The 21,323-nt window shown below is 47.6% G+C and carries 21 protein-coding genes; 6 read left to right on the top strand and 15 right to left on the bottom strand.

Annotated elements, in window-relative coordinates; all coding sequences use genetic code 11:
* Positions 1–5: 5 nt before the first annotated feature.
* The gene (locus ONT19_RS04425; protein ID WP_117694157.1) at positions 6–731 is read left to right on the top strand and encodes a DUF5932 domain-containing protein; all 726 of its coding nucleotides are present in this window, start codon (positions 6–8) and stop codon (positions 729–731) included.
* 27 nt (positions 732–758) lie between these two features.
* Entirely contained in the window at positions 759–1,346 is a 588-nt protein-coding gene (locus ONT19_RS04420) for an AbgT family transporter (protein WP_264952192.1), read from the top strand.
* Positions 1,347–1,392: 46 nt separating this feature from the next.
* On the opposite strand, the gene ONT19_RS04415 is transcribed toward ONT19_RS04420, so the two are convergent.
* Entirely contained in the window at positions 1,393–1,944 is a 552-nt protein-coding gene (locus ONT19_RS04415) for a DNA-binding protein (protein ID WP_118065066.1), read from the bottom strand.
* Between the two features lie 260 nt (positions 1,945–2,204).
* Between ONT19_RS04415 and ONT19_RS04410 the strand changes: the two genes are divergently transcribed.
* A complete protein-coding gene (locus tag ONT19_RS04410) occupies positions 2,205–2,552 on the top strand; it encodes a helix-turn-helix domain-containing protein (RefSeq protein ID WP_118067409.1) in 348 nt (115 codons plus the stop codon).
* A 5-nt stretch (positions 2,553–2,557) separates the two neighbouring features.
* Entirely contained in the window at positions 2,558–3,511 is a 954-nt protein-coding gene (locus tag ONT19_RS04405) for an IS3 family transposase (RefSeq protein WP_264952012.1), read from the top strand.
* Positions 3,512–3,627: 116 nt separating this feature from the next.
* On the opposite strand, the gene ONT19_RS04400 is transcribed toward ONT19_RS04405, so the two are convergent.
* From ONT19_RS04400 to ONT19_RS04350, 11 genes are all read right to left on the bottom strand, one after another.
* On the bottom strand, positions 3,628–3,825 hold the full coding sequence (locus ONT19_RS04400) for a hypothetical protein (RefSeq protein WP_264952193.1): 198 nt from the start codon (positions 3,823–3,825) through the stop codon (positions 3,628–3,630).
* Between the two features lie 303 nt (positions 3,826–4,128).
* Entirely contained in the window at positions 4,129–4,350 is a 222-nt protein-coding gene (locus ONT19_RS04395) for a DUF4248 domain-containing protein (RefSeq protein ID WP_118065070.1), read from the bottom strand.
* A 16-nt stretch (positions 4,351–4,366) separates the two neighbouring features.
* Positions 4,367–5,461: a CHC2 zinc finger domain-containing protein gene (locus tag ONT19_RS04390; protein WP_264952194.1), complete on the bottom strand. Its 1,095-nt coding sequence runs from the start codon at positions 5,459–5,461 to the stop codon at positions 4,367–4,369.
* On the bottom strand, positions 5,458–6,903 hold the full coding sequence (locus tag ONT19_RS04385; RefSeq protein ID WP_264952195.1) for a hypothetical protein: 1,446 nt from the start codon (positions 6,901–6,903) through the stop codon (positions 5,458–5,460). The genes ONT19_RS04390 and ONT19_RS04385 overlap by 4 nt, the downstream gene beginning before the upstream one ends.
* Before the next feature lie 299 nt (positions 6,904–7,202).
* Positions 7,203–7,598 carry a hypothetical protein gene (locus ONT19_RS04380; protein ID WP_264952196.1) on the bottom strand — a complete coding sequence of 132 codons (396 nt, stop codon included), beginning with the start codon at positions 7,596–7,598 and terminating at the stop codon, positions 7,203–7,205.
* 372 nt (positions 7,599–7,970) lie between these two features.
* Positions 7,971–8,435 carry a hypothetical protein gene (locus ONT19_RS04375; protein ID WP_118152465.1) on the bottom strand — a complete coding sequence of 155 codons (465 nt, stop codon included), beginning with the start codon at positions 8,433–8,435 and terminating at the stop codon, positions 7,971–7,973.
* 41 nt (positions 8,436–8,476) lie between these two features.
* Positions 8,477–9,868 carry a hypothetical protein gene (locus ONT19_RS04370; protein WP_264952197.1) on the bottom strand — a complete coding sequence of 464 codons (1,392 nt, stop codon included), beginning with the start codon at positions 9,866–9,868 and terminating at the stop codon, positions 8,477–8,479.
* Between the two features lie 181 nt (positions 9,869–10,049).
* Positions 10,050–10,250 carry a hypothetical protein gene (locus ONT19_RS04365; RefSeq protein ID WP_264952198.1) on the bottom strand — a complete coding sequence of 67 codons (201 nt, stop codon included), beginning with the start codon at positions 10,248–10,250 and terminating at the stop codon, positions 10,050–10,052.
* The gene (locus ONT19_RS04360; RefSeq protein WP_264952199.1) at positions 10,241–11,407 is read right to left on the bottom strand and encodes a hypothetical protein; all 1,167 of its coding nucleotides are present in this window, start codon (positions 11,405–11,407) and stop codon (positions 10,241–10,243) included. Before ONT19_RS04360 ends, ONT19_RS04365 begins: the two co-directional genes overlap by 10 nt.
* A 227-nt stretch (positions 11,408–11,634) precedes the next feature.
* Complete coding sequence (locus ONT19_RS04355) at positions 11,635–12,729, bottom strand: 5-methylcytosine restriction system specificity protein McrC (protein ID WP_264952200.1); 1,095 nt, start codon at positions 12,727–12,729, stop codon at positions 11,635–11,637.
* A gap of 1 nt (position 12,730) precedes the next feature.
* Positions 12,731–13,927, bottom strand: a complete 1,197-nt coding sequence (locus ONT19_RS04350) for an AAA family ATPase (protein WP_153114191.1) — start codon at positions 13,925–13,927, stop codon at positions 12,731–12,733.
* Positions 13,928–14,102: 175 nt separating this feature from the next.
* Here ONT19_RS04350 and ONT19_RS04345 point away from each other — a divergent pair, with 175 nt between their 5' ends.
* Positions 14,103–14,336 (top strand): hypothetical protein, encoded by a 234-nt coding sequence (locus ONT19_RS04345; protein ID WP_217744227.1) that lies wholly within the window; start codon positions 14,103–14,105, stop codon positions 14,334–14,336.
* Positions 14,333–14,611 carry a hypothetical protein gene (locus ONT19_RS04340; protein WP_264952201.1) on the top strand — a complete coding sequence of 93 codons (279 nt, stop codon included), beginning with the start codon at positions 14,333–14,335 and terminating at the stop codon, positions 14,609–14,611. Before ONT19_RS04345 ends, ONT19_RS04340 begins: the two co-directional genes overlap by 4 nt.
* A gap of 99 nt (positions 14,612–14,710) precedes the next feature.
* On the opposite strand, the gene ONT19_RS04335 is transcribed toward ONT19_RS04340, so the two are convergent.
* The 3 genes from ONT19_RS04335 to ONT19_RS04325 all read right to left on the bottom strand — a co-directional run bounded on the left by ONT19_RS04335 (position 14,711) and on the right by ONT19_RS04325 (position 21,274).
* Positions 14,711–16,477 (bottom strand): ATP-binding protein, encoded by a 1,767-nt coding sequence (locus ONT19_RS04335; RefSeq protein WP_264952202.1) that lies wholly within the window; start codon positions 16,475–16,477, stop codon positions 14,711–14,713.
* A gap of 337 nt (positions 16,478–16,814) precedes the next feature.
* On the bottom strand, positions 16,815–18,095 hold the full coding sequence (locus ONT19_RS04330) for a TolC family protein (protein ID WP_264952203.1): 1,281 nt from the start codon (positions 18,093–18,095) through the stop codon (positions 16,815–16,817).
* Positions 18,096–18,115: 20 nt separating this feature from the next.
* Entirely contained in the window at positions 18,116–21,274 is a 3,159-nt protein-coding gene (locus ONT19_RS04325) for an efflux RND transporter permease subunit (RefSeq protein ID WP_264952204.1), read from the bottom strand.
* Positions 21,275–21,323: the final 49 nt, after the last annotated feature.

Below are 21,323 nucleotides of genomic sequence, written 5' to 3'. Positions count from 1 at the left end.
AGAAAATGGAAAATTTTAAAGTCATCATAGTAGAAGACGTGCCCCTGGAACTGAAGGGCACAGAGGGTATCTTCAAGAATGATATTCCAGAGGCTGAAATCATCGGTACTGCCGAGAGCGAAATAGCCTATTGGAAACTCATCAAGCAGCAGTTGCCCGATCTGGTTCTGCTCGACCTCGGTCTGGGCGGTTCCACCACGGTAGGCGTAGAAATCTGCCGTCAGACCAAGGAGAAGTATCCTGACGTGAAGGTGCTCATCTTTACAGGAGAAATTCTGAACGAGAAACTCTGGGTAGATGTGCTTGATGCGGGCTGCGACGGCATCATTCTGAAGAGTGGCGAACTCCTTACGCGTGGCGATGTGGCGAGCTGCATGGGCGGTAAGAAACTGGTGTTCAACCAGCCTATCCTTCAGAAGATAGTAGACCGTTTCAAGCGGAGCGTAAACAGCCAACTGATGCGTCAGGAGGCTCTGGTGAATTATGAGATTGATGAGTATGACGAGCGTTTCCTGCGCCATCTTGCGCTGGGCTATACCAAGGAGCAGATTACCAACCTGCGCGGAATGCCTTTCGGCGTAAAGAGTCTGGAGAAGCGACAGGCAGAACTGGTTCAGAAACTCTTCCCTGACGGCAACCACGGCATGGGCATCAACGCCACCCGCCTGGTGGTAAAAGCCTGCGAGCTCCGCATCCTCGATATCGACCATCTGCAGGCAGATGAAGAATAACTCGTTTCAATAAGCGCTTTTTAAAAAATGTATAAGAAAGTATTGGCCTATCTGGCATTATCGTTGGGAATAGCCGAAGTAGTGGTGATTCTGGTTTCGTGGCTGCTTACAGCTGCGATGCCCGAGTCGTTCACCCATTCGCTTACCAGCCCCGAGGGCATCCGCTGGTTTATGGGCCATTTTGTAGACCATCTCACCTCAGTATGGCTCGTATGGCTGGTGCTCATCAGCATCACCATCGGGGTGGTAAAGCAGAGTAGGGTGCTCCATTTCGACCATACCCAGTATCGCCAGCGCACGGCCTTGCGCCTGATGCTCATAGAGTTGTGCATCTCTGCGGGTATCATGCTGGCGCTCACCCTCTTGCCCCATGCCATTCTGCTGAATGCCGTAGGAACCCTCTTTCCGGGTCCGTTCACGCATAGTCTCATTCCGTACATCTGTTTCTCGGTCATGGTGATGGGCATGAGTTACGGCATCATGAGCGAGAGCATCAAGGGCATCAGTCAGGTTTATGATGCGATGAATCAAGGCATCCGCCTCCTGTCGCCCTGCTTTCTTTTCTACATTCTCGTGATGCAGCTCTATACAGCCATCCTCTATGTAATGGAGTAAGATAAAAGCCCCCGATGCTCGTTTCCTTGCATCAGGGGCTCTTTTTTTACTCCAAACCGTCGCCCTCATTACCGCCGGTGGTTCCGCCGCCTTCAGTATTTCCGCCGCCCTGAGTGTTATCCGAACCGCCGCCACCTGGGTTATTGTCTGGGTCTTCCACATCACCCTTATCGTCGGAAGTAACGTTTTTCACCACCTTGCCGTTGCGGTCGTAACAGGTAATCTGGATGGAGGTTTCCTGCAGCTCGCGCTTGATGTCAACGCTTGGGGTGAAGATAACACGGCGGTTGGTAATCAGACTGGTAGCCACTTCGCCTACGGTAGGCACACTCTTGGCTCTTACGCCGAATCGCATGGTTCCCAATCCCGGAACGGCTACGGAATGGCCTTCGGTACACCACGCCTTGATAACCTCGCCTGCTGCATCCCAGCAAACCTGCATCACGCCCACGCTAACGCCGCTTCTGATGGCAGCCTCCTTGATAACCTTGCTCTCTGAGAGCTTGTTGTAAAGTTCGGTACCGAGGATGAATCTGTACTGACCCTTCATTTCGCCTACTTGGATAAGGGTCTCCTTTGCTTTCAAATTAATTGCCATAATCTCAATAAATTTTAATGGTGAATACTATAAACTATTAACTATCAACTCTAAACTACCTGATGGTGATGGTTGGCACGTAGTTGCTGCCCCTCAAAAAGTAGACACAGAAAGGTGGAAAACTGATGGAAAATGATTACCTTTGCAAGCAGATAGAGTTGTGTGCCCTGTAGAGAGGGCGTAGCCCGAACGTAAGGGCACACAACTTGCCGAAGCACGGTTATCTTATCGTCAAGTATTCACCAGAAAGGAAACTTTTTATGGCAAAGCATTTAAATCCATTGGAAAAGGAGTTCTTGATTCGTAAGTTCAAGGGAAACTCCAAAGTTAAGCTCGGTGATTTCTGCAGGGCAAACAATGTCTCGGAAACTTCTTTTAAGAAGTGGCTGAAGCAATATGAAGAAGCAGGCATAGAGGGGTTGGCTCGTGCTGATGCTGAGATTGGGAACATACTTCCTGAGGGCATTGACAAAACCAAGGAGGGGTATAAGCGAGAAATCCTACGCTTGCGTATTGAGAATGAACGGCTCAAAAAAAAATATCTGGTGAGGCAGAACGAGGATGGGCAAACGGAGTATGTTCGTTTAAAAATGAAGAGTTCAAAATAGTGGACATGCTATCGCACGAGTATCCTGTCAAGGATATCTGCAAGATGATGGGAGTAAGTCGGTCGGGGTATTACAAGTGGCTTAGAAGAGAGCCTTCATCCCGTGAGATCAATCGTGAGTTCATGGTGGGTGTGGTTGAGGACATACACTCGGAACACCCAACACATGGCTACAGGTGGGTGGCGGCGTACATAAGAATCAATTTACAGTTGAGTATCAGCGACAATTTCTCTTATAAATGCTTCCAATATCTTGGTATTCAGTCACAAACGAGACACAAGATACATTACAAACCACGTAAGGTAAAGGATAAGTACCCCAACCTCATTTATTCCACGTGGGACACGGTAGACAGACCTCGACAAGTTATCGTCTCTGACATGACAGTCATCAAATACTCTTGGTTCTTCTTTGAGTTGACCATGTATTTCGATGTCTTTACGAAAGAAATCCTAACGTGGCATGTGGCTGAGAGACGTGGACATAGAGACCAGTACATTGATGGGCTAAATGATGTCATCAACCTGTTGAAGGGCACAGATGAGCCAACTGTTCTTCATACGGACCAAGGTAGCGTGTATGCTTCACTCGCCTATAATGAGCTGATAAAGGACACGTTGATTGTGAGGTCTATGTCCAGGGCAGGAAAGCCTACAGACAACCCTGTGAACGAATCCCTCAACGGATGGATAAAAGAGGAATTGTTCATAGACTTCAAGATTGAGACATGTAATTCAAGAGAGGAGTTCGAGGAGGCCTTGGACGCATACGTGGATTATTACAATGAGAAAAGACCATGTTGTGCTATCGGCTATGATACGCCAAATAATTACAGGAAGAGGTTTTATAAAGGGGAGCTTCCAAGAAAGGACACTTTTGGGAAGCGAGAGGCTAATGCTACACCGAAGTTCGTCACAGAACGGAAGAAAATGGCTGGAAATGAGAAAAATAAAGAATAATGTTCACTTTTATAAAGAAAAACTTGCAAATATGGATGAGATTGTCTACTTTTGCAAATGAAAAGGAACGAAATTTGATAGATATGTGTACTTTTAAAAATATAAATAATTAATAATCATTTTTTGTGTCCACTTTGGGGAACTGCTACATAGTAGGTAGAATCTACTTTGGTGGAGATGTTGTTCTCCTGATGTTGCCGCTGGTTCTTTCCGATTACGAGTCCTGCCGTGCAGGAGCTGGATAGGAAGGTGACGATGGCTGAGCAAATCGCCACGATGAGATACCGGATGAATGCCTTCATGTTCTGGTTCATGATTTTTTCTGCCCCCTGCTAAGTTTCGCTAGCGAAACGACTCGTTTCGAGGCTTGGAGTCTTGTTTTCATTACTTTTGTTTTCTTCTGAAAAGCCTTGCCGTGAGAGAATCGTGGTTGTTCTCTTGTTTTCCTGTGCTTCCTCGTTCTCTTCTTCAGGCCTTTTAATTTTCCCAATTAGGGAGATATTTTTCTCCAACTGGGCAAGTGATTTTGCGCGCTTTCTGAATCACGATGCAAAGATACGAAATCCCGATTTATCAGGTGTGCGATAGCGTGCGATACCATGCGATATCGGAACATTTTATCCCGGTTCCCCGAGGTTATCGAAAATAGCCTTCACCTGCTTGGGCGTGAACGACTTGCAAGTCTTTTCATACCCCATCTCCTGCAATTCATCCCAGAGCGGTTGGCAACGCCGAATCCAACTCATAAGATGATTCACGGCCGTGCGTGGCATACTCTCAGGAAAGTACATCAGTCCCAGTTCCTTCTTCGTATACGTGCGGTTTATAAAATCTTCCATAATCTTAATTTTTTAATCATTTGTTTATCGGCTCCTTGCTCCCGGAAGTTGCAGCAGCCCCTAAAAGATAGTATTCGCTGAAATCCTTACAGCCCGGTGGCAACTGATGGTGAACCAGCTGGGGGAGCATCTCCCTGAGTTGCATGAAGAGGCTTTCGCCCGGCACATCCTGATCAGGAAACATATGGAATTCCACCTGATACAGTCTTCCGATATCCGTCAGCAGCTGCTTATCCTCGGGCTTGAGAAGCGTGGCAGAAGGGATGGCAATCGCCTTATGTCCGGCAGAAAGCATCGCCCAGCAGTCGCTACATCCCTCTGTAATAAACAGCCTCTCGCCCGGTTTTAGTCTCTTCACAACCGGCAGGTTATAGATGCTGCATCTTGCGCCGTAAGGGAACCGGAAGCGGGGAGCATCCTGCTCCTTTTCTTCGCCCGGACTTTTTTCTTCAGAAGAAACATTCCCCTCAGAAGAACAACCTCCCGATGAAGATTTTTTCTTCTTGTAATCCAGGTTCCGGTTCTGGATTCCTATAAGCCGCCTATCGGTATCGAAGTAAGGAATCTGCAGCCAGTTGATGCCCTTCTTATCCGTCCATGAAGTCAGTCTACACCAGTTCACCACTCTCCAGTCAATCTTCCTCTCCTCGAAGAGAAATCTCCGAGCTGCCTGGTTGAGCCAGGGATGCTCAAAGAATCTCGCATACCTGCTTGCATCGAAGGAAGATTTCCCCGAATTATCACCCGAAGAAGAATCACCGGATGAAGAGCCCGAAGAAGCCCCTCTGCCCGAAGACCCCCCAAAGGAAAAGTTTTTCCCCGAAGAAGAATCCTCCTCCAGCTGAATCTGATGTTCCCCAGCGAGCCATCGGCAAGCCGACGGGAAATCCTTCCCCAGGTATCTCATCGCCAGGTCGATGGTGCCGATAGAACTCCTCATGCAGACATAGCATCTGCAGCTGTTCTTGATCTTGTTGAACGTAAGGCTGGCGTGGTGGTCGTCATGGAAGGGGCAGAGCGCCTTATGGTGCTCTACCTTCATCCCCATCTCTTTCGCGACCTTCTCTATCGGAAGCTCGCGCAGTTTCTGAATCTCATATTTCTCCATCATATCCCTTTCCCTTTCTTTTTCTTGGCATCAGCAGCCATCTCCTTCTGCCCGTCATCAGCCTCTTCCTTCTTTCTTCTAGAGCCGCCACTCTTGCCCCCGTTCCGAGCGATTCCATCGCTCGTCCCGCTTCCAGTCAAGTACTCCTCAGTCTTAGTATAAAGCCCCGTTTCTGCCGAAAAGGTGATAAACTTGCGGAACACCCATTTCCTGATTTGCCCCTTCGTGCCATCTTTCGATTTCCCCAGCTGCAAGCGGAGCGATTCCAGCTGCGCCTCGTTGAAAGGGTTTGGCAGGTCGTCAAGCAGGTTCTTAGGTCCTCTTCGCTGCGCCTCGCTTACCGAGTCAGCATCCTGGTTCAGCAGGTCGGCGAATAGCTGCATCTTGCTCCAGATATCATGATAAACCAGCCACTCCACAAGCTCACCCATCGCCTTCGTCCAAGTCTGGTCGTTCAGCACCCAGAGCAGGCAGCCCGCCTTCCATGCCGACACGATGGAGCGCTTTGAGATATCCCACAGCACATCATCATCCGTCAAGTCAGCAAGCGTAGCCATATCTGCCGCCAGACGGTCGGTAAGCGAGTTCAGAGGCTTGATGATAAACCGTCCCTTACAGATGCTGAGTTTCACCAGATACTCATCCAGCTTTTCAAAGAAACCGGCATCATATTCACCCTGTCTTGGGATCTTTCCCACTCGCGCCTGGCGCGCCTTATAAGAGAATACCATTCGGCCGAAAGTACCATTGAAGAGCTCGTTCTTGTAAAACTTGCGGGCTGCAAATGGGGTAGAAGAGAGCGTGAGATTGGCTCGCAGAACCGGATTACCTGTTATGCCGTCTGCCGTTGCTCTCAGAGCTCCGGCTCGCTGGCGGTCGTAGATATTGCGCAGCATCTGAGATATCTGCTTATGTCCGCCACACATCCGGTCCGCCATCTCCACCTCGGGCAGATTGAGGTATTGCGTTCTCTCGCCCAACTTCTCGCATCCCATGGCATTCTGGATGAAGGCGGCGTTGGTGACATCTGAGGGTGGAAACCAGAAACTCACATCCGGACGTGCTGGTTTCTCCTTGTTGGCAGACTTCGTTTTCATCTGTCTCTGCCATTCCACAAGCTTATCAAGTTCCTTTTCATCATGTTCACGGAAGTTGTGACAGATAGCTTCCACGATGTTGGACAGTTGTCCCTTATTACAGCCCGAATCGGCCACGAGATTGGCCATCATGCCACATAATTCCTTCCAACTGAGGTCGGGATATTGAAATTTCGCCTCACTTACCTGCGCTCCGAGTATCGGAAAGAGCATCGGAACTAAGGGCTCATGCATGTCTTTTGATACCTGAGAGAGCAAAAGTTGCACACATTCGGTGCCTTTTCCCAGCTTTGGCATCGTCGGAGCGGTTGAAATTGTGATATTATACTTCAAATTTTTTGTCTTCATTTCTTCTTAATTTATTGATTATGAGCTTTTTAGAGAGAAGTGGAGTTGGGAGGAGCGTTCCAGTTCCAGTTGTTCCAATTAATTTTTTGAGCGTTCCATTCCACCTTCTTATATATATAACTATCTATATATTAAGTAGTTATAGAGTCTCTATAAAGGGATATTGTCCTATGAAAACCTATTTGGAACAATTGGAACAACTGGAACAACTGGAACGCTTGCCCGAAAATCACTTCAGTTTTAATCCTGTTACCAGCCTCCCCAAAGTCCCCATTTCCTCTAGAAAGCCTCAACTCCGTTTATCTGTCATCACTCTTGCCGCTAATGATGCGCAGCTCGTTGGCGGCACCCTGGCAGAAGTCCTGGAAGGTGAAACGCTCTGAGAACTGCGGGCGGTTGAAGGTAGGGTAGAGCGTACCGTCTTTCTTCCGGTTCACGTTGATGTACGTTCCCAAATACACGTGCGGATTTCTCTGCTCCACCTTCTGCAGTTTCTTCTCCTGGTCATTCTGTACAAAGGTGAAGTGATCTTCTCCATCGTGCGTAATAGCTCCATCCAGATACTCGCCAACAGCCATGCGCCCTGGCTCCTTAGTCATCAACTTGAGGTCGATACCCAATTCTGTGTTTGGGTAGAATCCCTTTCCTGCCTTACCTGAACTTTCGTTCATATTGCCATTTAATACTATATTCATTTTTACTTGAGTATTAAATAAGCCTCTCTGGTACGATGACGTTCGAAGAGGTTTCCCCATCATCTTTTCTAGTACCATCATTCCCCATTTTGTGATTTGCAACTCGCCTGATGGGTAGTCATCTTGTTATCAGATGACGGGTGCAAAAGTAAGAAGAAAAAGCCTGGCACAGATGCTTTTCCAAAGTGCCGTCTCTAAAGTTCTCTGAATTTCTCCGATTTTCTCTGTTTTTCTCTGATATTCTCTCTACGTATAGTCGCATTTTTGACTTAGGGGTACAAAAAAGCGACCGATACCTGAACAAAAATCAAGTATCGGTCGCTATCAGAAGATATAAATCTCTATCAGGAAAGCACTAGTCGCTATCGGCTTCTAGTCCTTATTATAATATTTACAGAAAGTCTTGTATCCGAACCCTCCTTTCTCAATCGGCATACCCATTCGTATCAATTCTTCATGGGCATTTTTTGTGTTTTGTGGCAGCAGCACCTTGCCCTCCTTTTTCAGTATGTTCAGTCTCTTACAGATTTCCTGTACGTCAAATTGCTTTACCAGTCTCTCCACCTCTTTATGCACTTTCCATCCTTCGTCTTCATCGAGTGCAGGATGCACAAAATGGAAGAGTTCCTTCTGAAAACCTTCTCCTGCAGCTTCATTGGTTTCACTAGCTTTTTCTGTCACCTCTGCCTCGTAATTCTCCTCCGTCACCTCTGTTTCTTCTGCAAAAAAATCCTTTGCAATCTTCATCATCTGCTGTGCAGACAGATTGCCCTGGATAGTCAGTTCTTTGTGCTGGTTGTTGTAAATAACATTGCCTGCATAATAATTATTACTCATATTTCTTCCTTTTTTTATATTCTTGTAATATTTTTGTATGTCTATAAATCTGATGGCAGCAGAGCAGAATTCCCTTCTTCCTGGTGGTCAAGATGCAGATGCTTACTATGAACATCAAATGTAGAATCTCCTGCATGATAGTGCTCTGCCTGAATCGTAGGCTTCTTTGCCACCTCTTTTAAAGCCTTCGTCTGTTCCTTGATGGCATTAATCTGTATACCTTCTCTTGCCTCTTCTGAAAGGAAACGCTCAGTCATATTGTCAACCCGAAGTTTATACTCTGGGGGTAAATATGAAATCTCGTGATAGATGAATCTCTGCAAAACCTCAACATCTTCTCGTCTGACTAGAGTTTGGCTGTACTTGATGATTTTATCAATAAGGTAGTCTTCCTCCTGGCTTGTTAGAGATGGGGTAGGAGCAAAGCTGTTTGTTGGCAGCCCCAAACGCATGCGCAGACGGTCTCTAATCACGAAAGCGGTAAGCAATTGGCGATACTTATCTAATGGAATGCGTGTGTAGTGAGCGCGTATGAGCATGGCTATCTTATCATCATTGGAATAAGGAGCCAATGCCGGAATATTGGAAAGTTCTGTCTCTATATCTTCCAACCATGACATCATTTTCAAATTATCTGGTTTATGACAGTCGGCACCTTTTAAGTGCAACCAGTCATGCCATGCCCTTTCTGCTTCATGGGTGGATAGTAGATGGGGGAGCCAACTTTTGCGGAGCTTCTTCTGGCGACCTTCATTGCATAAACCGCTCAATAAGTGTTCTAGTTCATTCGCCATATAGCGCATCTTGTCGCCCTTTTTTGCTTCCATAGCTTTTATGACATTCTCTATTCCCTCCTTCGCTTCGTACCATAGAGCGTATTTTCCCATTGTTATTAAAGTCTCTGTGTATTCCTGAAGCTCCTCTTCTTCATCAGAAGTTAACGTCTCATGTCTCTGAATATCCATCATCATCATCGTAGCATCTTCTACGCATAAAAACTCCTCTGTCATAGGAAATAAAGGCAGGGGCGGCTCCCATTCTTTCCAATGGTCTTTATGCAAGATGGGCACAATTGGAGTAGAATCAGTTTCTGCTTCAACAAAAAAATAGCCCTCTGCAGAAATTATAACCTCCTTAACCCGAGCGCGGAAATAACCCCGTCCGCTGGTTGTCAATGCAGCCTGAGCCAATGATTTATATTCTTCTCTATTACGTACATAGCCTGCCTTCCGACTCGCAAAGCGCGCAACAAAAGCTTCTTCATCAGTTTCGTTAGTAGGTTCGGGTTTTACCGAAACATAGGGGTGCTTTCTGTCCAGCATGGTCAGAAATTCTATTGTTTTTTGTTGTTCTTGTGCAGTCATATCCTCACCTTTTACGTGGTTAGAATTTACTGCATATTGTACCCCAACTATTTTTATTAAATCTCCCATTGTTTGGTTTTTAGATTTTTGGAAAGCTGAATTTTGTTATTACGGCCGTCCAGAGTACAAAGTTACAAAATTAATTCCTATTAGCATTAAAATGTAACATTTTTAACATTATTCGTAATAAAAAATCTAGATTTCGCCTTTTTTTGTGCAGCTTTTAATAAAGAAGCTCCTGTTCTCCTTCCTATTTTCCACTCTTTCCTTCGCCTCCAATCTCTCCTCTCTCGCTCCCAATCTTTCCTCTCTCGCTCCCAATCTTTCCTCTCTCGCCTCCCAATCTTTCCTCTCTCGCCTCCGTTCCAAGCGATTCCATCGCTTGTCCCCCTTCATCCTCTCTTTTCCATCCAGCCTCCTCTCCAAGCGCCTCCATTTTCCCTATCTCCATTCCGCAATCCTTTCCGCCATCTCATTCAGTTCCAGGCATTGTTCCCTGGTAATAGTCTTCTTCTCCATATGGTAATCCCAGGGGCTAATTTGCAGCAGCAGCCCCTCAGAGCAGGCATAAAAACTCTCCCCGCAAGGCTTATACAACCTCGGGAACCCGTTCTCCCTCAAGAGCACAATACGGTACCCCCGGTTCATAGCCTCGCGCAAAACCTCCTTCTCCTTAGTCGAGATAGCAGCACTCACCAGCACGCCACCACGTTCTCCGCAAGCCAGCCATTCCTCGCGCAAGCGCCTCAAATCCTCCTCAGAATACCGGCGATGTACAACGACCGCCACCTTATCAGGAATATCGAGCAAGAAATAGTTGCCCACCATCTGGCATCTGCGACCCGCCACCTCTTTATTCTGCATCACGGTAAAAAGCCCCGGGTTCATCCTCTTCACCATCAGTCTTCTCGGGTTATCATCCAAGTATTTCTTCCATCCCTCCAGTTGTCTCTCATGCAGCAGAACCTTGTCATTATACCCCAATTCAAAGAGTCCCTTCCTTGGTGCCGTATTCATCCCATAAATCCTCCAGTAAGCCTTGTTGCATCCCATCTTAAACCCCTTTATCACCATTCCCAGCGAACCCATCTCTTTCTCTCTTTTCGCCGTCATCCCAATCGAGCCCGCCTCATTCTCTCCAGTCTGAGCCAAGTTAGCCCCTCCAGCCAGAGCCAAGTTAGCCCCTCCAGCCAGAGCCAAGTTAGCCCCTCCAGTCAGAGCCAAGTTAGCCCCTTTAGTTTGAGCTAAGTTAGCTTCTTTGGTCAAAGCCGAAGCCTGTCCCCCTCGAGCCTCCGTTCCAAGCGATTCCATCGCTTGTCCCCCTCTCAAGTCCTCCTTCACCCTCACAATCAGGTGAATATGATCAGGCATGATGCAAACCCTCCAAACCTCCACCTGGGGGTAATATTTATGAATCTTCGGAATCTCCTCCTTCGCGATGGCAATCCCAAGTTCAGAAAGCATCACTTTCGGCGCATCACCATCCCCAGGACAGGCATCCACCCGTCCCCACAGTTTCCCCAGCAGAGGCATGCGTCCCTCCACCACAAGCGTCAGCATATAAGTACCCCTTCCATGGTAATCATGCCATGGGCTTCTGCGTTTCATGGAGTGCTGGGTTTCATGCACCCTCAATCCTCTAGCTATAGCTTCATCTCTATCCATAATAAAATAAGTAAAAAGTAAATAATTAAAGCTCCCGCCCCCGTTTCTCCTGCAAGCCCGCCCCTTCAGCAAAGAAGCAAAGAAGCAAAGAAGGGAGCAGTCCCCCTGTCACCCCCGTTCCAAGCGATTCCATCGCTTGTCCCTCATCGCTTGTCCTTCATCGCCAATCTTCACCATTCATCCCTGCCTTCTCTCTTCACTATCTCCTTCACCCGTTCCTCTATTTTCCTCCAAGGTTGCCCCAGGTTTACCGTCCTCACAAAGATGCGATGCCCCGTCTCCTTATATCTATAAGAAAAGTCGAAATCCTCATCCACGGTAGGGTAGACCAAAGCTCCGCAAGCATTCATAGTATGCGGCTTGCTCCGGTCTTCCTGGTTCATCACGTAAGAAAGAATCTGCGAGAGATGGTCCCTGCGAACCTTCTCCCTGCCGCCAAACTTCGAAACCAGCGCCTCGCGGTAAAACTTGGCATCAAGAATAAGCTTCTCCTGCGTATTCGGATTGAAAAGCGTCACGTCGGTTTCCATCATCGGTAGAGCCTCGCCAGCCTCCTTAAACATCATCCCGAAAGGTGAAAGCTGGAAATCAATATATTCCCGATGCACCTCAGGATACTCATCCCGGCAATTCAGCTTGCAGAAATTCATGAGGAATCGCTCAAAGATGCAGTTCATCCGGAAATCATCCTCCGTGAAATCCAAAAACTCCAGTCTGCCATCCTTATCCTTGCAGGGAAGGGTAGAGTCCCAAATCAACCGGCAGATATTAAGAACCAGCTTATAAAACCCGCTAAGCCTATGCTGAAGAAGCCGCCCCAGCAAACCTTCAGTAACATGAATTTCCTCAATATGAGGAAATTTTGCCAAAGTCTTTCGCAACCTGGCTCTGATATCCTCATCAATTCCCTCTATCCTCATCAGTCTCTTCAAGGTAGAAAAGATAACCCGGTTGATGACTACATCCTGCGTAAGCTCATCTACCTGGCAGATGGTTCTGCCTTTTAGCTGCTTACCGCTTTTCAAAGTCTCAGCAAGATTCAGCTTGCCGCGAACGCCCTCCACTTCCTGCTCCTCAAACCGATACGCTCTCAAAAGTCCTTGGCGCAAAAGCCTATCGCAGGCGTTGAGCAAAACCATGGACAATAGGTTCTCCAGCGAATGGCATTTCTCGCCATCCACCTTCACCCAGTCAAGCTGGTCGCTTACGCCCCAGGCATAACAGAGCAGATAATACAGATTTTCAATTGGAATTTTCTGTTGCATTTCAGAACTTCAGTTTGTTGCAGATTAACTCATATTTATCCTCATCATCAAAGCAGATTTCACGAAGATACGGAAACAATTCATACTCACAGATATCGTTCCACCAGACAGAAAAATCTTCACAACCCTCTGCCTGACAGAAATAACTGTGCCCGATTTCCAGCCCTCGGTCGATGGTAGAAATTACCTCGTTGGCAGATTTTACCTTGCTCACAACCAGTTCCGCATTCTTCTGACTGATGCCTTTTTCTTCCAAAAAATTGATGAAGGCTTCGTTGAATTCCGGCTTGATAGGGCAGAAGCGGAACCGGCGCCGCAGGGCGTAATCTACGATGGCTAGCGAGCGGTCGGCCGTGTTCATGCAGCCTATCAGATAAACATTCTCGGGCACAAAGAAACGTTCGTCATCTTCGTTGCTGTAGGTAAGCTTGATGGCATACTGCTTCTTGCGCTTGTCGGCCTCTATCAGCATCATCAGCTCACCCAGAATCTTGCTGATGTTTCCTCGGTTTATCTCGTCGATGATGAAGACAAACTGCTGGTCCGGCGAACGTCTTGCCTTGCTGCAGAAGTCAAAGAAAATGCCATTCCTCCGTTCAAAGCCACCCTCCTCAGAAGGGCGGATGCCCTGCACGAAATCCTCATAGCTGTAGGATTGATGAAACTGCACCATCTCGATATTCTCATCCTTCACAAAGCCAATCAGCTGATAGGCTATCTTTCTGGCCAGAAAGGTTTTGCCCACACCAGGTGCTCCCTCTAGGATGATGTTCTTCTTTGCCTTCAGCAGGGAAACAATCTTCTTGAATTGGCTGGCGCCGATGAATGGCTTATCTGGGTCTTTATCAAACTCGTAAACAGGTTTGCCTTTCAGACCTTCGCAGAAGTTCAGAAATTCGATGTATTTTCTTACGTGGCATCTCAGGCTTGTCATTTGGTGCCTCTTGCCGTAGTCCAGTTCTTCGTCTATTCTGCCAGTCAGGAGTTTGCTCACTTCTGTGGCATCCTCTGCTTTCTTGATTTCCAATACCGAGTTTACCCCGCAAGCCTCTTTCGCTACCTTGCAGATAACCTTGTTTGAGCCTACGCTGGCATAGCCACCGGGCTTGGTTTTGTCTATTTTCAGAAATTCCAGAAAGGCTTCCTTTACCTGTTCCTGGCTTTTCCCTTCTAATTTAAAAATATTCTTATCTGCCATATTTATTGTCTTATTTATAAGTTGTTTTGTAATTATATTTTTAGTTGGATCTAAGAAGATCTAAATCCCATGGGTATCGATCTAAGAAGATCTAATTGATTTGTTCATTTCGATAGGATCATCTATCTTTGCAACGTGTTTGATAATTATATTGTAGAATTTAACAACGAAAATTATGGAAAAACAATGGATTTCAACTATTGAGCTGCTTAACTATCTGAAGGAACATCCTAATAAGGAGAAAGAATGCAGACTCAGTTTGGGCTATGGCCTAGGTTCCACCCATTATTGGTATTGGGACCCCAAGACAAACATGTTCATGCACTCCCGTGACTGGGATTTTGAGCCTTATACCGCAAGTCAAGTGGTTAAATGGTACGGGGAAGGCAAATGGAAGATTGAGCAATGAATCATCACGTAACCATGGCGTTGCTTCTTGTTGGGGAGCTTCGCAAGCGGGATTTATTGGAAGACGTAATTCTAGCAAATGACATTGGTAATCTTCGGGTTTGCACGCATTGCGGGAAGTTGATGAATGAGGGATGGACGTGTGTAGATTCTCCTTATTGTTCGGATAAGTGCTTGCTGGCTGATAATCCAGACCTTGATTTGGATAATCTGGCAAAAATGACAGAACAGGAACTGGATGCGTCTGAAATTTTCTGGACAGCATGGGAAGGCTGATAGTCTTCTCGAATTCTATTAGAGTGGGGGTGAACAAAAAGTTCATCCCCTTATTTGTTTTTTCTGCCATAAATCCTGATTTTACATTGCCCTTTCTCTTTATTCCACCTCCTCGCACATCGCCATCTCTGCGCCACGATAAATAACAACGAGCTGATGAAGCTTCGTTCTCTTTACTGATTCGCGCACGATGTCGCTATCGGCGTAGCGCCTTACCTGAGCAGAGGCTTCCTCGAAGAGATGGTTCAACTGCTCATCGCTGGTGCCCGGCTTACAATATTTCAGCTCCACGATGTAGGAATCTTCCATGTCCTTATAAATGTTGCAGAGGGGTAGGAGGAATATGTCGGCATAACCGCCATCGTTGTCAAGTTCTGAGATGGGACGGTAGAACTTGCATTGGCTCGTCATCGCCAGGGTGAAACCATGAACGTAGGCCTCGCCCTTCTGCTTGTCGCGCTGGGAAGAGAAGCGCTTCAGGCAATCGGCTATGTAGGCGAAGTAGGGCTTGAATGTGCCTTCGTAGGCAAGCTTGCTCTCCAGTTGGGTCTTGTCGTATTGCTCAAATGTGAGGTCATTCTCCTTATAGGTATCCAGCAGATAGGTGTACATCTGGTCTCGTACCACCTCGTTGGGAACCACAAAGCGGGTGTTGCCCTGGTAGGTGCCGCCTATCGTTACCATGCCGAAATAGAAGAGCAGACTCAGAAAATTGTCCGGGTCGTTGATGCGCTCGGCGGGGAAATTCTCCATCAGGGTTCCCGTGGTGAATCCCTTGGTTACAATATCCTGTATGATGCTGGCATCGTGGGCAAACTCCTTGTCATGGCGGATGAGCATGCGAATCTTATCGTAGTCGATACGGATGTTGGTTTCCAACATGCTATCAGGAATATCATAATCGTTGCGAATGTAATTGTCCACAAAATTGAGCACCATCACGGAGTTGTACATGGTTGTCTTGCCATATCTTCTGATGCTGAAACAATAATTATCATACCATGGTTTCATCACTTCTATCAGCTCATCCACACTATGGCGGAATGGCAGCACGCTGGCGTAATAGGCCAGCATTTCGCGCACTTCATCCTCGGTGAATCCCACCATCTCGTTGAACTCCGGAGACAGGGAATAGTTGGTGCCGATGTTGAAACCGCTGGTCAGATCATCCATGGTTACGGGACTTACTCCTGTAACAAAAACTCTGCCCAATGAATCGCCTGCGGCTCCCTTGATGGTATCGAAGAAATGGCGGAGATATCCCTCGCCGTGAGTCTGCTCGCGGTATCGGGTTTCATGCTCCTTGTGGGCAAGAATCTGATTGGTAAAATGGTCGTATTCGTCGATGAAGAGATAAATCTTCAAGCCAGCTTCAGCACATTTGTCGCATAGAAATCCCAATTGGGCAACGGCATCTTCCTTTTGGTTCATCTCTTCCTTTGTGTGCGGTGGCAAAAGGTGGGCGTATCTGCTGCAGAAGGAATTGAACTTGTTGTTGCAATGGGCATCAAGTCCTTTTTTATAATTATCCAATCCTGCTGAAATCATGGCAAAATTCAGGTGAAGGATGAGATAGCTGTTGCGTTCAGGGGTAGGATTCTCTCCGATGTAAAGCTTGCCGAAGAGGCTTTCAAACTTATCCTTCTTGTTGATGTCGTAATAGTTTTCGAGCATGGAGAGGGTAAGGCTCTTGCCGAAACGGCGAGGGCGAATGAAGAAGAAATACATGTTAGATTCTTCTATTTTCTCTATGAATGGGGTCTTGTCAACATAGTAACAATCTCTTTCCATTACATCCTCAAAGTTCTGCATTCCGTAAGGGATGCGCTTGCGATAGATTCGCTTTTGTCTTTCTATTTTTGCCATAATCGAAACCAACTTTTTGTTTTTATGCCGCAAAGTTAAGATTATTATTTGGAATAAGCAAAGTTTTCGGGGCTTTTTCTTGGTGGTTTATCGAAAATTACTCTCTTTTTTATTTTCCTCTTTTTAATTCTAACCGGTATTATGATAAATAGACGTTATGAGAAAAAGAAAGAGGTGAAATTCGGAGCCTGAAGATGGAAACGGTTCACCCCTTTCTGAGTATATCTTTTTTGAGTAACTCTTTTCTGAGCATTTCTTTCTGATCTTTTCTTTTTATTCTGAGATGAATCCTGATTTCAATATTATGAAAGCTTGGGGTTCATCTCAGAACAGAATCCTACATTATGCCCGTAAGACGCTGGATGGCGATGACTGCCTGATTGTATTCATTAATCGCATCGGCATGCTTCATCAGAACATCGATGGTTTCCTCGATGGCATTCACGTATTCAATATACGAAATTTCGCCATTTTCATATTCTATCGCACTCAACTTCGAAATTTGCGCAGAATGTGCCTGGTTGTTCTGCTCGTAATATTTCAGACGGTTGGATGCTGCCTGCAGGCGCTTCGTACAGAGACGGTAATCACGCTCTTTCTCTGTCTGCTCCTGACGCATTTCGATTTCAGCCAATTCGCGGTCTTTCTGAGCTGCCTTGACCTTTGCCTTCGTAGAACCATAAAACAAAGGAATGCCTACGCCAATCTCGAAACCGAAGAAATTGCCCTCGGCAAATCTTGAACGGTCTATGTTGTATGGATTCCAACTGGAAATGACACATTGGGTGCGCAAAGATAAGGATAAACTCGGAGCAAAACCCGTCTTGGCTGCCTTGATTTCCTTATCGAGAGCGATGAGCTTATCCTGCTGGTAAAGACCGTCGGCAGACTGCTGATAATTATAGGTATTGAGATTCTGGGCTGCGATGGCCGTGAGATTCTCTTCTGCCGGTTTTATGGGCTCCTGCGTGTTGAGCTGCGTCATGAGGTCGATTTGCAGACGCTCGATTTCGCTCTTTACATCTGCCATTTCCAGACGGTTTTCGTTGCATTTGCGGTCGGCTGAGAGATATTCCAGCTGGCGGCTCTCTCCTGCCTTGTAACGCATTTCTGCAATCTGGCTGTAACGCTCTAATACTGAGTCGATTCGCTCCAATATCTGGAGTCTGTGAGTCTGATAAAGCATCTGATAATAGGTGTTGGCGATTTCAGCCTTCAGTTGCTGGCTAACCACGTTCAGGCGACTCTTTTCTGCCTGGGTTTCAGCCTTCAGCTGGTTGCGGCGTGAGGCGTAGACGGTAGGAAAATCGAGGCTCTGGGTAAAGGTAAATCCGTTGTCCGATTCGCCACCCGTAGCAGGGTTTTGAGAGAAAGCGACCTCGGTTTTATCCAGTTCCCAAGCCGTGCCTTGCATCACCTGCGCACGCTCTACCGACTTCTTTCCTGCCTGCATCTGAAGGTTCTGTCGGGCAGCCAAATCGAAACATTCCTGCAGGGTAACTTTCCTGCCCGCAATATGAGCATCAAAATGCTGGGCTCCGACTGTGGCTGGCAGCAGGAGCAGGATGGCGGAAAAGCAAGCCACCACCCTATTCTTTATTATCTTTTTTCTGTTCATTATTTTCATATCTTGAAATCTTACTTTTTCGTAAACATCTTATAGATGGCTGGCAGAACCAGAAGCGTAAGGAGCGTGCTGGTAATGAGACCGCCTATTACAACCGTAGCTAAAGGACGCTGGACTTCTGCTCCGTCGCCATGGGATAATGCCATCGGGAGGAAACCCATAGAAGCTACCAGGGCCGTCATCAGAACCGGACGGAGACGAATCATACAACTGTCAATAATTCTGTTCTGAATAACAGCCGCCAAACTTGCGTCATTCTCCTCAGGAACCGCTGCCGCCTGCTTCTGTATCTGGTTCATCTGACCTATCAGCACGATGCCGTTGAGAACCGCCACGCCAAAGAGGGCGATGAAACCTACGCCCGCCGAAATGCTGAAAGGCATTCCGCGCAACCAAAGCGCCCAGACGCCACCTATCGCAGCAAGCGGAATGGCGGAGAACACGAAGAGGGATTCGCGCAGATTCTTAACCGTAGCGTAGAGCAGCAGCAGAATGATGATGAGCGCTACCGGAACCACGATTATCAGGCGCTGGGTGGCACTCTGAAGATTCTGAAACTCGCCACCATAATTATAATAGTAGCCCTCAGGCAGCTTCAGCTTCTCATCAAGGATGGACTGAATATCCTTCACGGTACTCTGCACGTCCCTACCCTTCACGTTGAAACCTACGTAGATGCGGCGGGCACCATTCTCATGAGAAACCTGAGCAGGAGCCGGTTCGTAAACCACATCAGCCAACTGAGAAAGCGGAATACTCTCGCCACCAGCCAGCGGAATACGGAGCGACTGAAGCGACTGGAAGTTGCGCTCCTTAGGGTCAAGACGCAGAACGATGTCAAACTTTTTATCGCCTTCGTACACAGCTCCAGCCGTAGCGCCCGCAAAGTTAGTTTCAAGAATGCGGTTGATTTCGTCAACAGTTACCCCATAAGCCGCCATGCGTTCATGGTTGTATTTTACCTGAATCTGAGGCAATCCGGAAACCTCTTCCACGAAGATTCCACTCACGCCCGGCACATTCTTTATCATTCTTGAAACCTTATCAGCCTGCTGGGTAAGCACATCGAGATTGTCGCCAAAAATCTTAACCGCTACATCCTGCTTGATGCCCGTAAGCAACTCGTTGTTACGCATCTGGATAGGCTGCGAAATCTCAGCTTCCAAGCCCGGAATCGTCTTCAGGGTTTCTTCCATCTTCTCCATCAGTTCGGCGGTAGTTTCTGCCGAAGTCCATTCAGCTTTCGGCTTGAGCGCCACCATGATGTCGGCCCTTTCTACCGGCATCGGATCGGTAGGAATCTCGGCGCTACCTATGCGGCTCACCACCTGCTTGATTTCAGGATATTCAGCCTTCAGAAGTTTCTCAGCCTTGGAGCAGCTCTCTACCATCTGCGAGAGCGAAGTGCCCTGCGACATGCTCATTTCTACCGCAAAATCGCCCTCTTCCAGACTCGGAATGAATTCGCCACCCAGGAAATGGAAGGCTACTGCGCTCATGCAGAAGAGCGAAACGGCGCCGGTAATCACATCCTTATATCGCGCCAAGACCCATTCCAGAACCGGTCGATACCAGCCCTGAAGTTTCTCTATCATTCTGTCGCTAAAGGTTTTACGCACATGTCCCTTCTTGCTCAGGAAGAGCGCACTCGCCATCGGAACATAGGTGAGCGAGAGGATGAAGGCACCCAGGATGGCGAAGAAAACGGTAAGCGCCATCGGACGGAACATCTTGCCCTCGATGCCCACAAGCGTCATCAGCGGAATGTAAACTATCATGATGATGATTTCGCCAAATGCCGCACTCTTGCGGATGCGCGAAGCGGAATCATGAACCTCCTCATCCATCTCTGCCTGAGAAAAACGGATGGGAGTATCGGCAGAATTTCTCGCCGTCCGCTCAATACTCTTCACGCCCAGATGGGCCACAACAGCCTCTACGATAATGACGGCAGAATCGACTATCATACCGAAATCGATGGCTCCGAGCGACATCAGATTGCCGTCGATTCCGAAGGTCTTCATCATGCCGAAAGCAAAGAGCATGCTGAGCGGAATGACGCTCGCCACAACCAGTCCGGCACGCCAGTTGCCCAGGAAAATAATCAGCACGAAGATGACGATGAGTCCGCCTTCAGTCAGGTTTCGGGCGATGGTTCCCTCTACTCGGTCAACCAGGTGGGTTCGGTCGATAAACGGCTCGATAACCACGCCCTCGGGCAGAGATTTCTGAATCTGCTCTATGCGCAGCTTCACATTCCTGATAACCTCCTGAAAGTTTTCGCCCTTCAGCATGATGGCTATTCCGGCAACCACTTCGCCCTCGCCATTTCGGGTAACGGCTCCGAAACGGGTGGCATGACCCAGCTGAACCTTCGCCACATCACCTATCTTAATAGGAGTGCCGTTTACGGTCTTCACGGCGATATTTGCCACATCTTCCAGACTCTTCACCACGCCTATGCCGCGGATGAAATACTGGTTGGAATTTTCCTCTATGTAACTTCCGCCCGTGTTGGCGTTATTCTTTTCGAGCGCATCAAACACCTCGCTCACAGTCAGATTGCTGGCGTTGAGCTTATCCGTATTGATGGCCACCTCATATTGCTTCACATAGCCTCCCCAGCCGCTCACTTCAGCCACGCCCGGGGTTCCCGAGAGCTGTTTTCTCACAATCCAGTCCTGGATGGTTCGCAGCTGGGTGAGCGAATATTTGTGCTCGTAGCCCTTCTCGGCGCGCACGGTATAATGGTAAATCTCGCCCAGTCCTGTAGCAATCGGTCCCATCTCGGTTTCCACATTTTTGGGCAAATCTTTCTCCACCTGGGTCAGCATCTGGCTCACCTGCGAACGTACCCAGTAGATATCTGCATCATCATCAAAAACGAGGGTGATGACCGAGAGTCCGCTTCGCGAGATGCTTCTGCGCTCCTTGAGTTCGGGGATGTTGGCGAGCGCCATTTCTACCGGAGTAGTTACGTATTGCTCCACCTCCTGCGCTCCGAGCGAAGGCGCCTGGGTGATAACCTGCACCTGATTGTCGGTAATATCCGGCGTAGAATCGAAAGGAAGATGGATGAGCGAAACGATGCCCCAGATGACGAGGGCTATCGTGAAAACTCCCACCACCAGCTTGTGGCGAATGGAGTAAGTAATCAGTTTCTGAAACATAATCTGTTTTTCTTTAAAAAGCTCTTTATTGATGAAAAGCTCACCTTAT

Source organism: Segatella copri, from assembly GCF_026015625.1.
GTDB lineage: Bacteria > Bacteroidota > Bacteroidia > Bacteroidales > Bacteroidaceae > Prevotella > Prevotella copri_H.
Note: the sequence above shows the minus strand (reverse complement) of the source record. Positions and strands in the feature narration are given on the sequence as shown.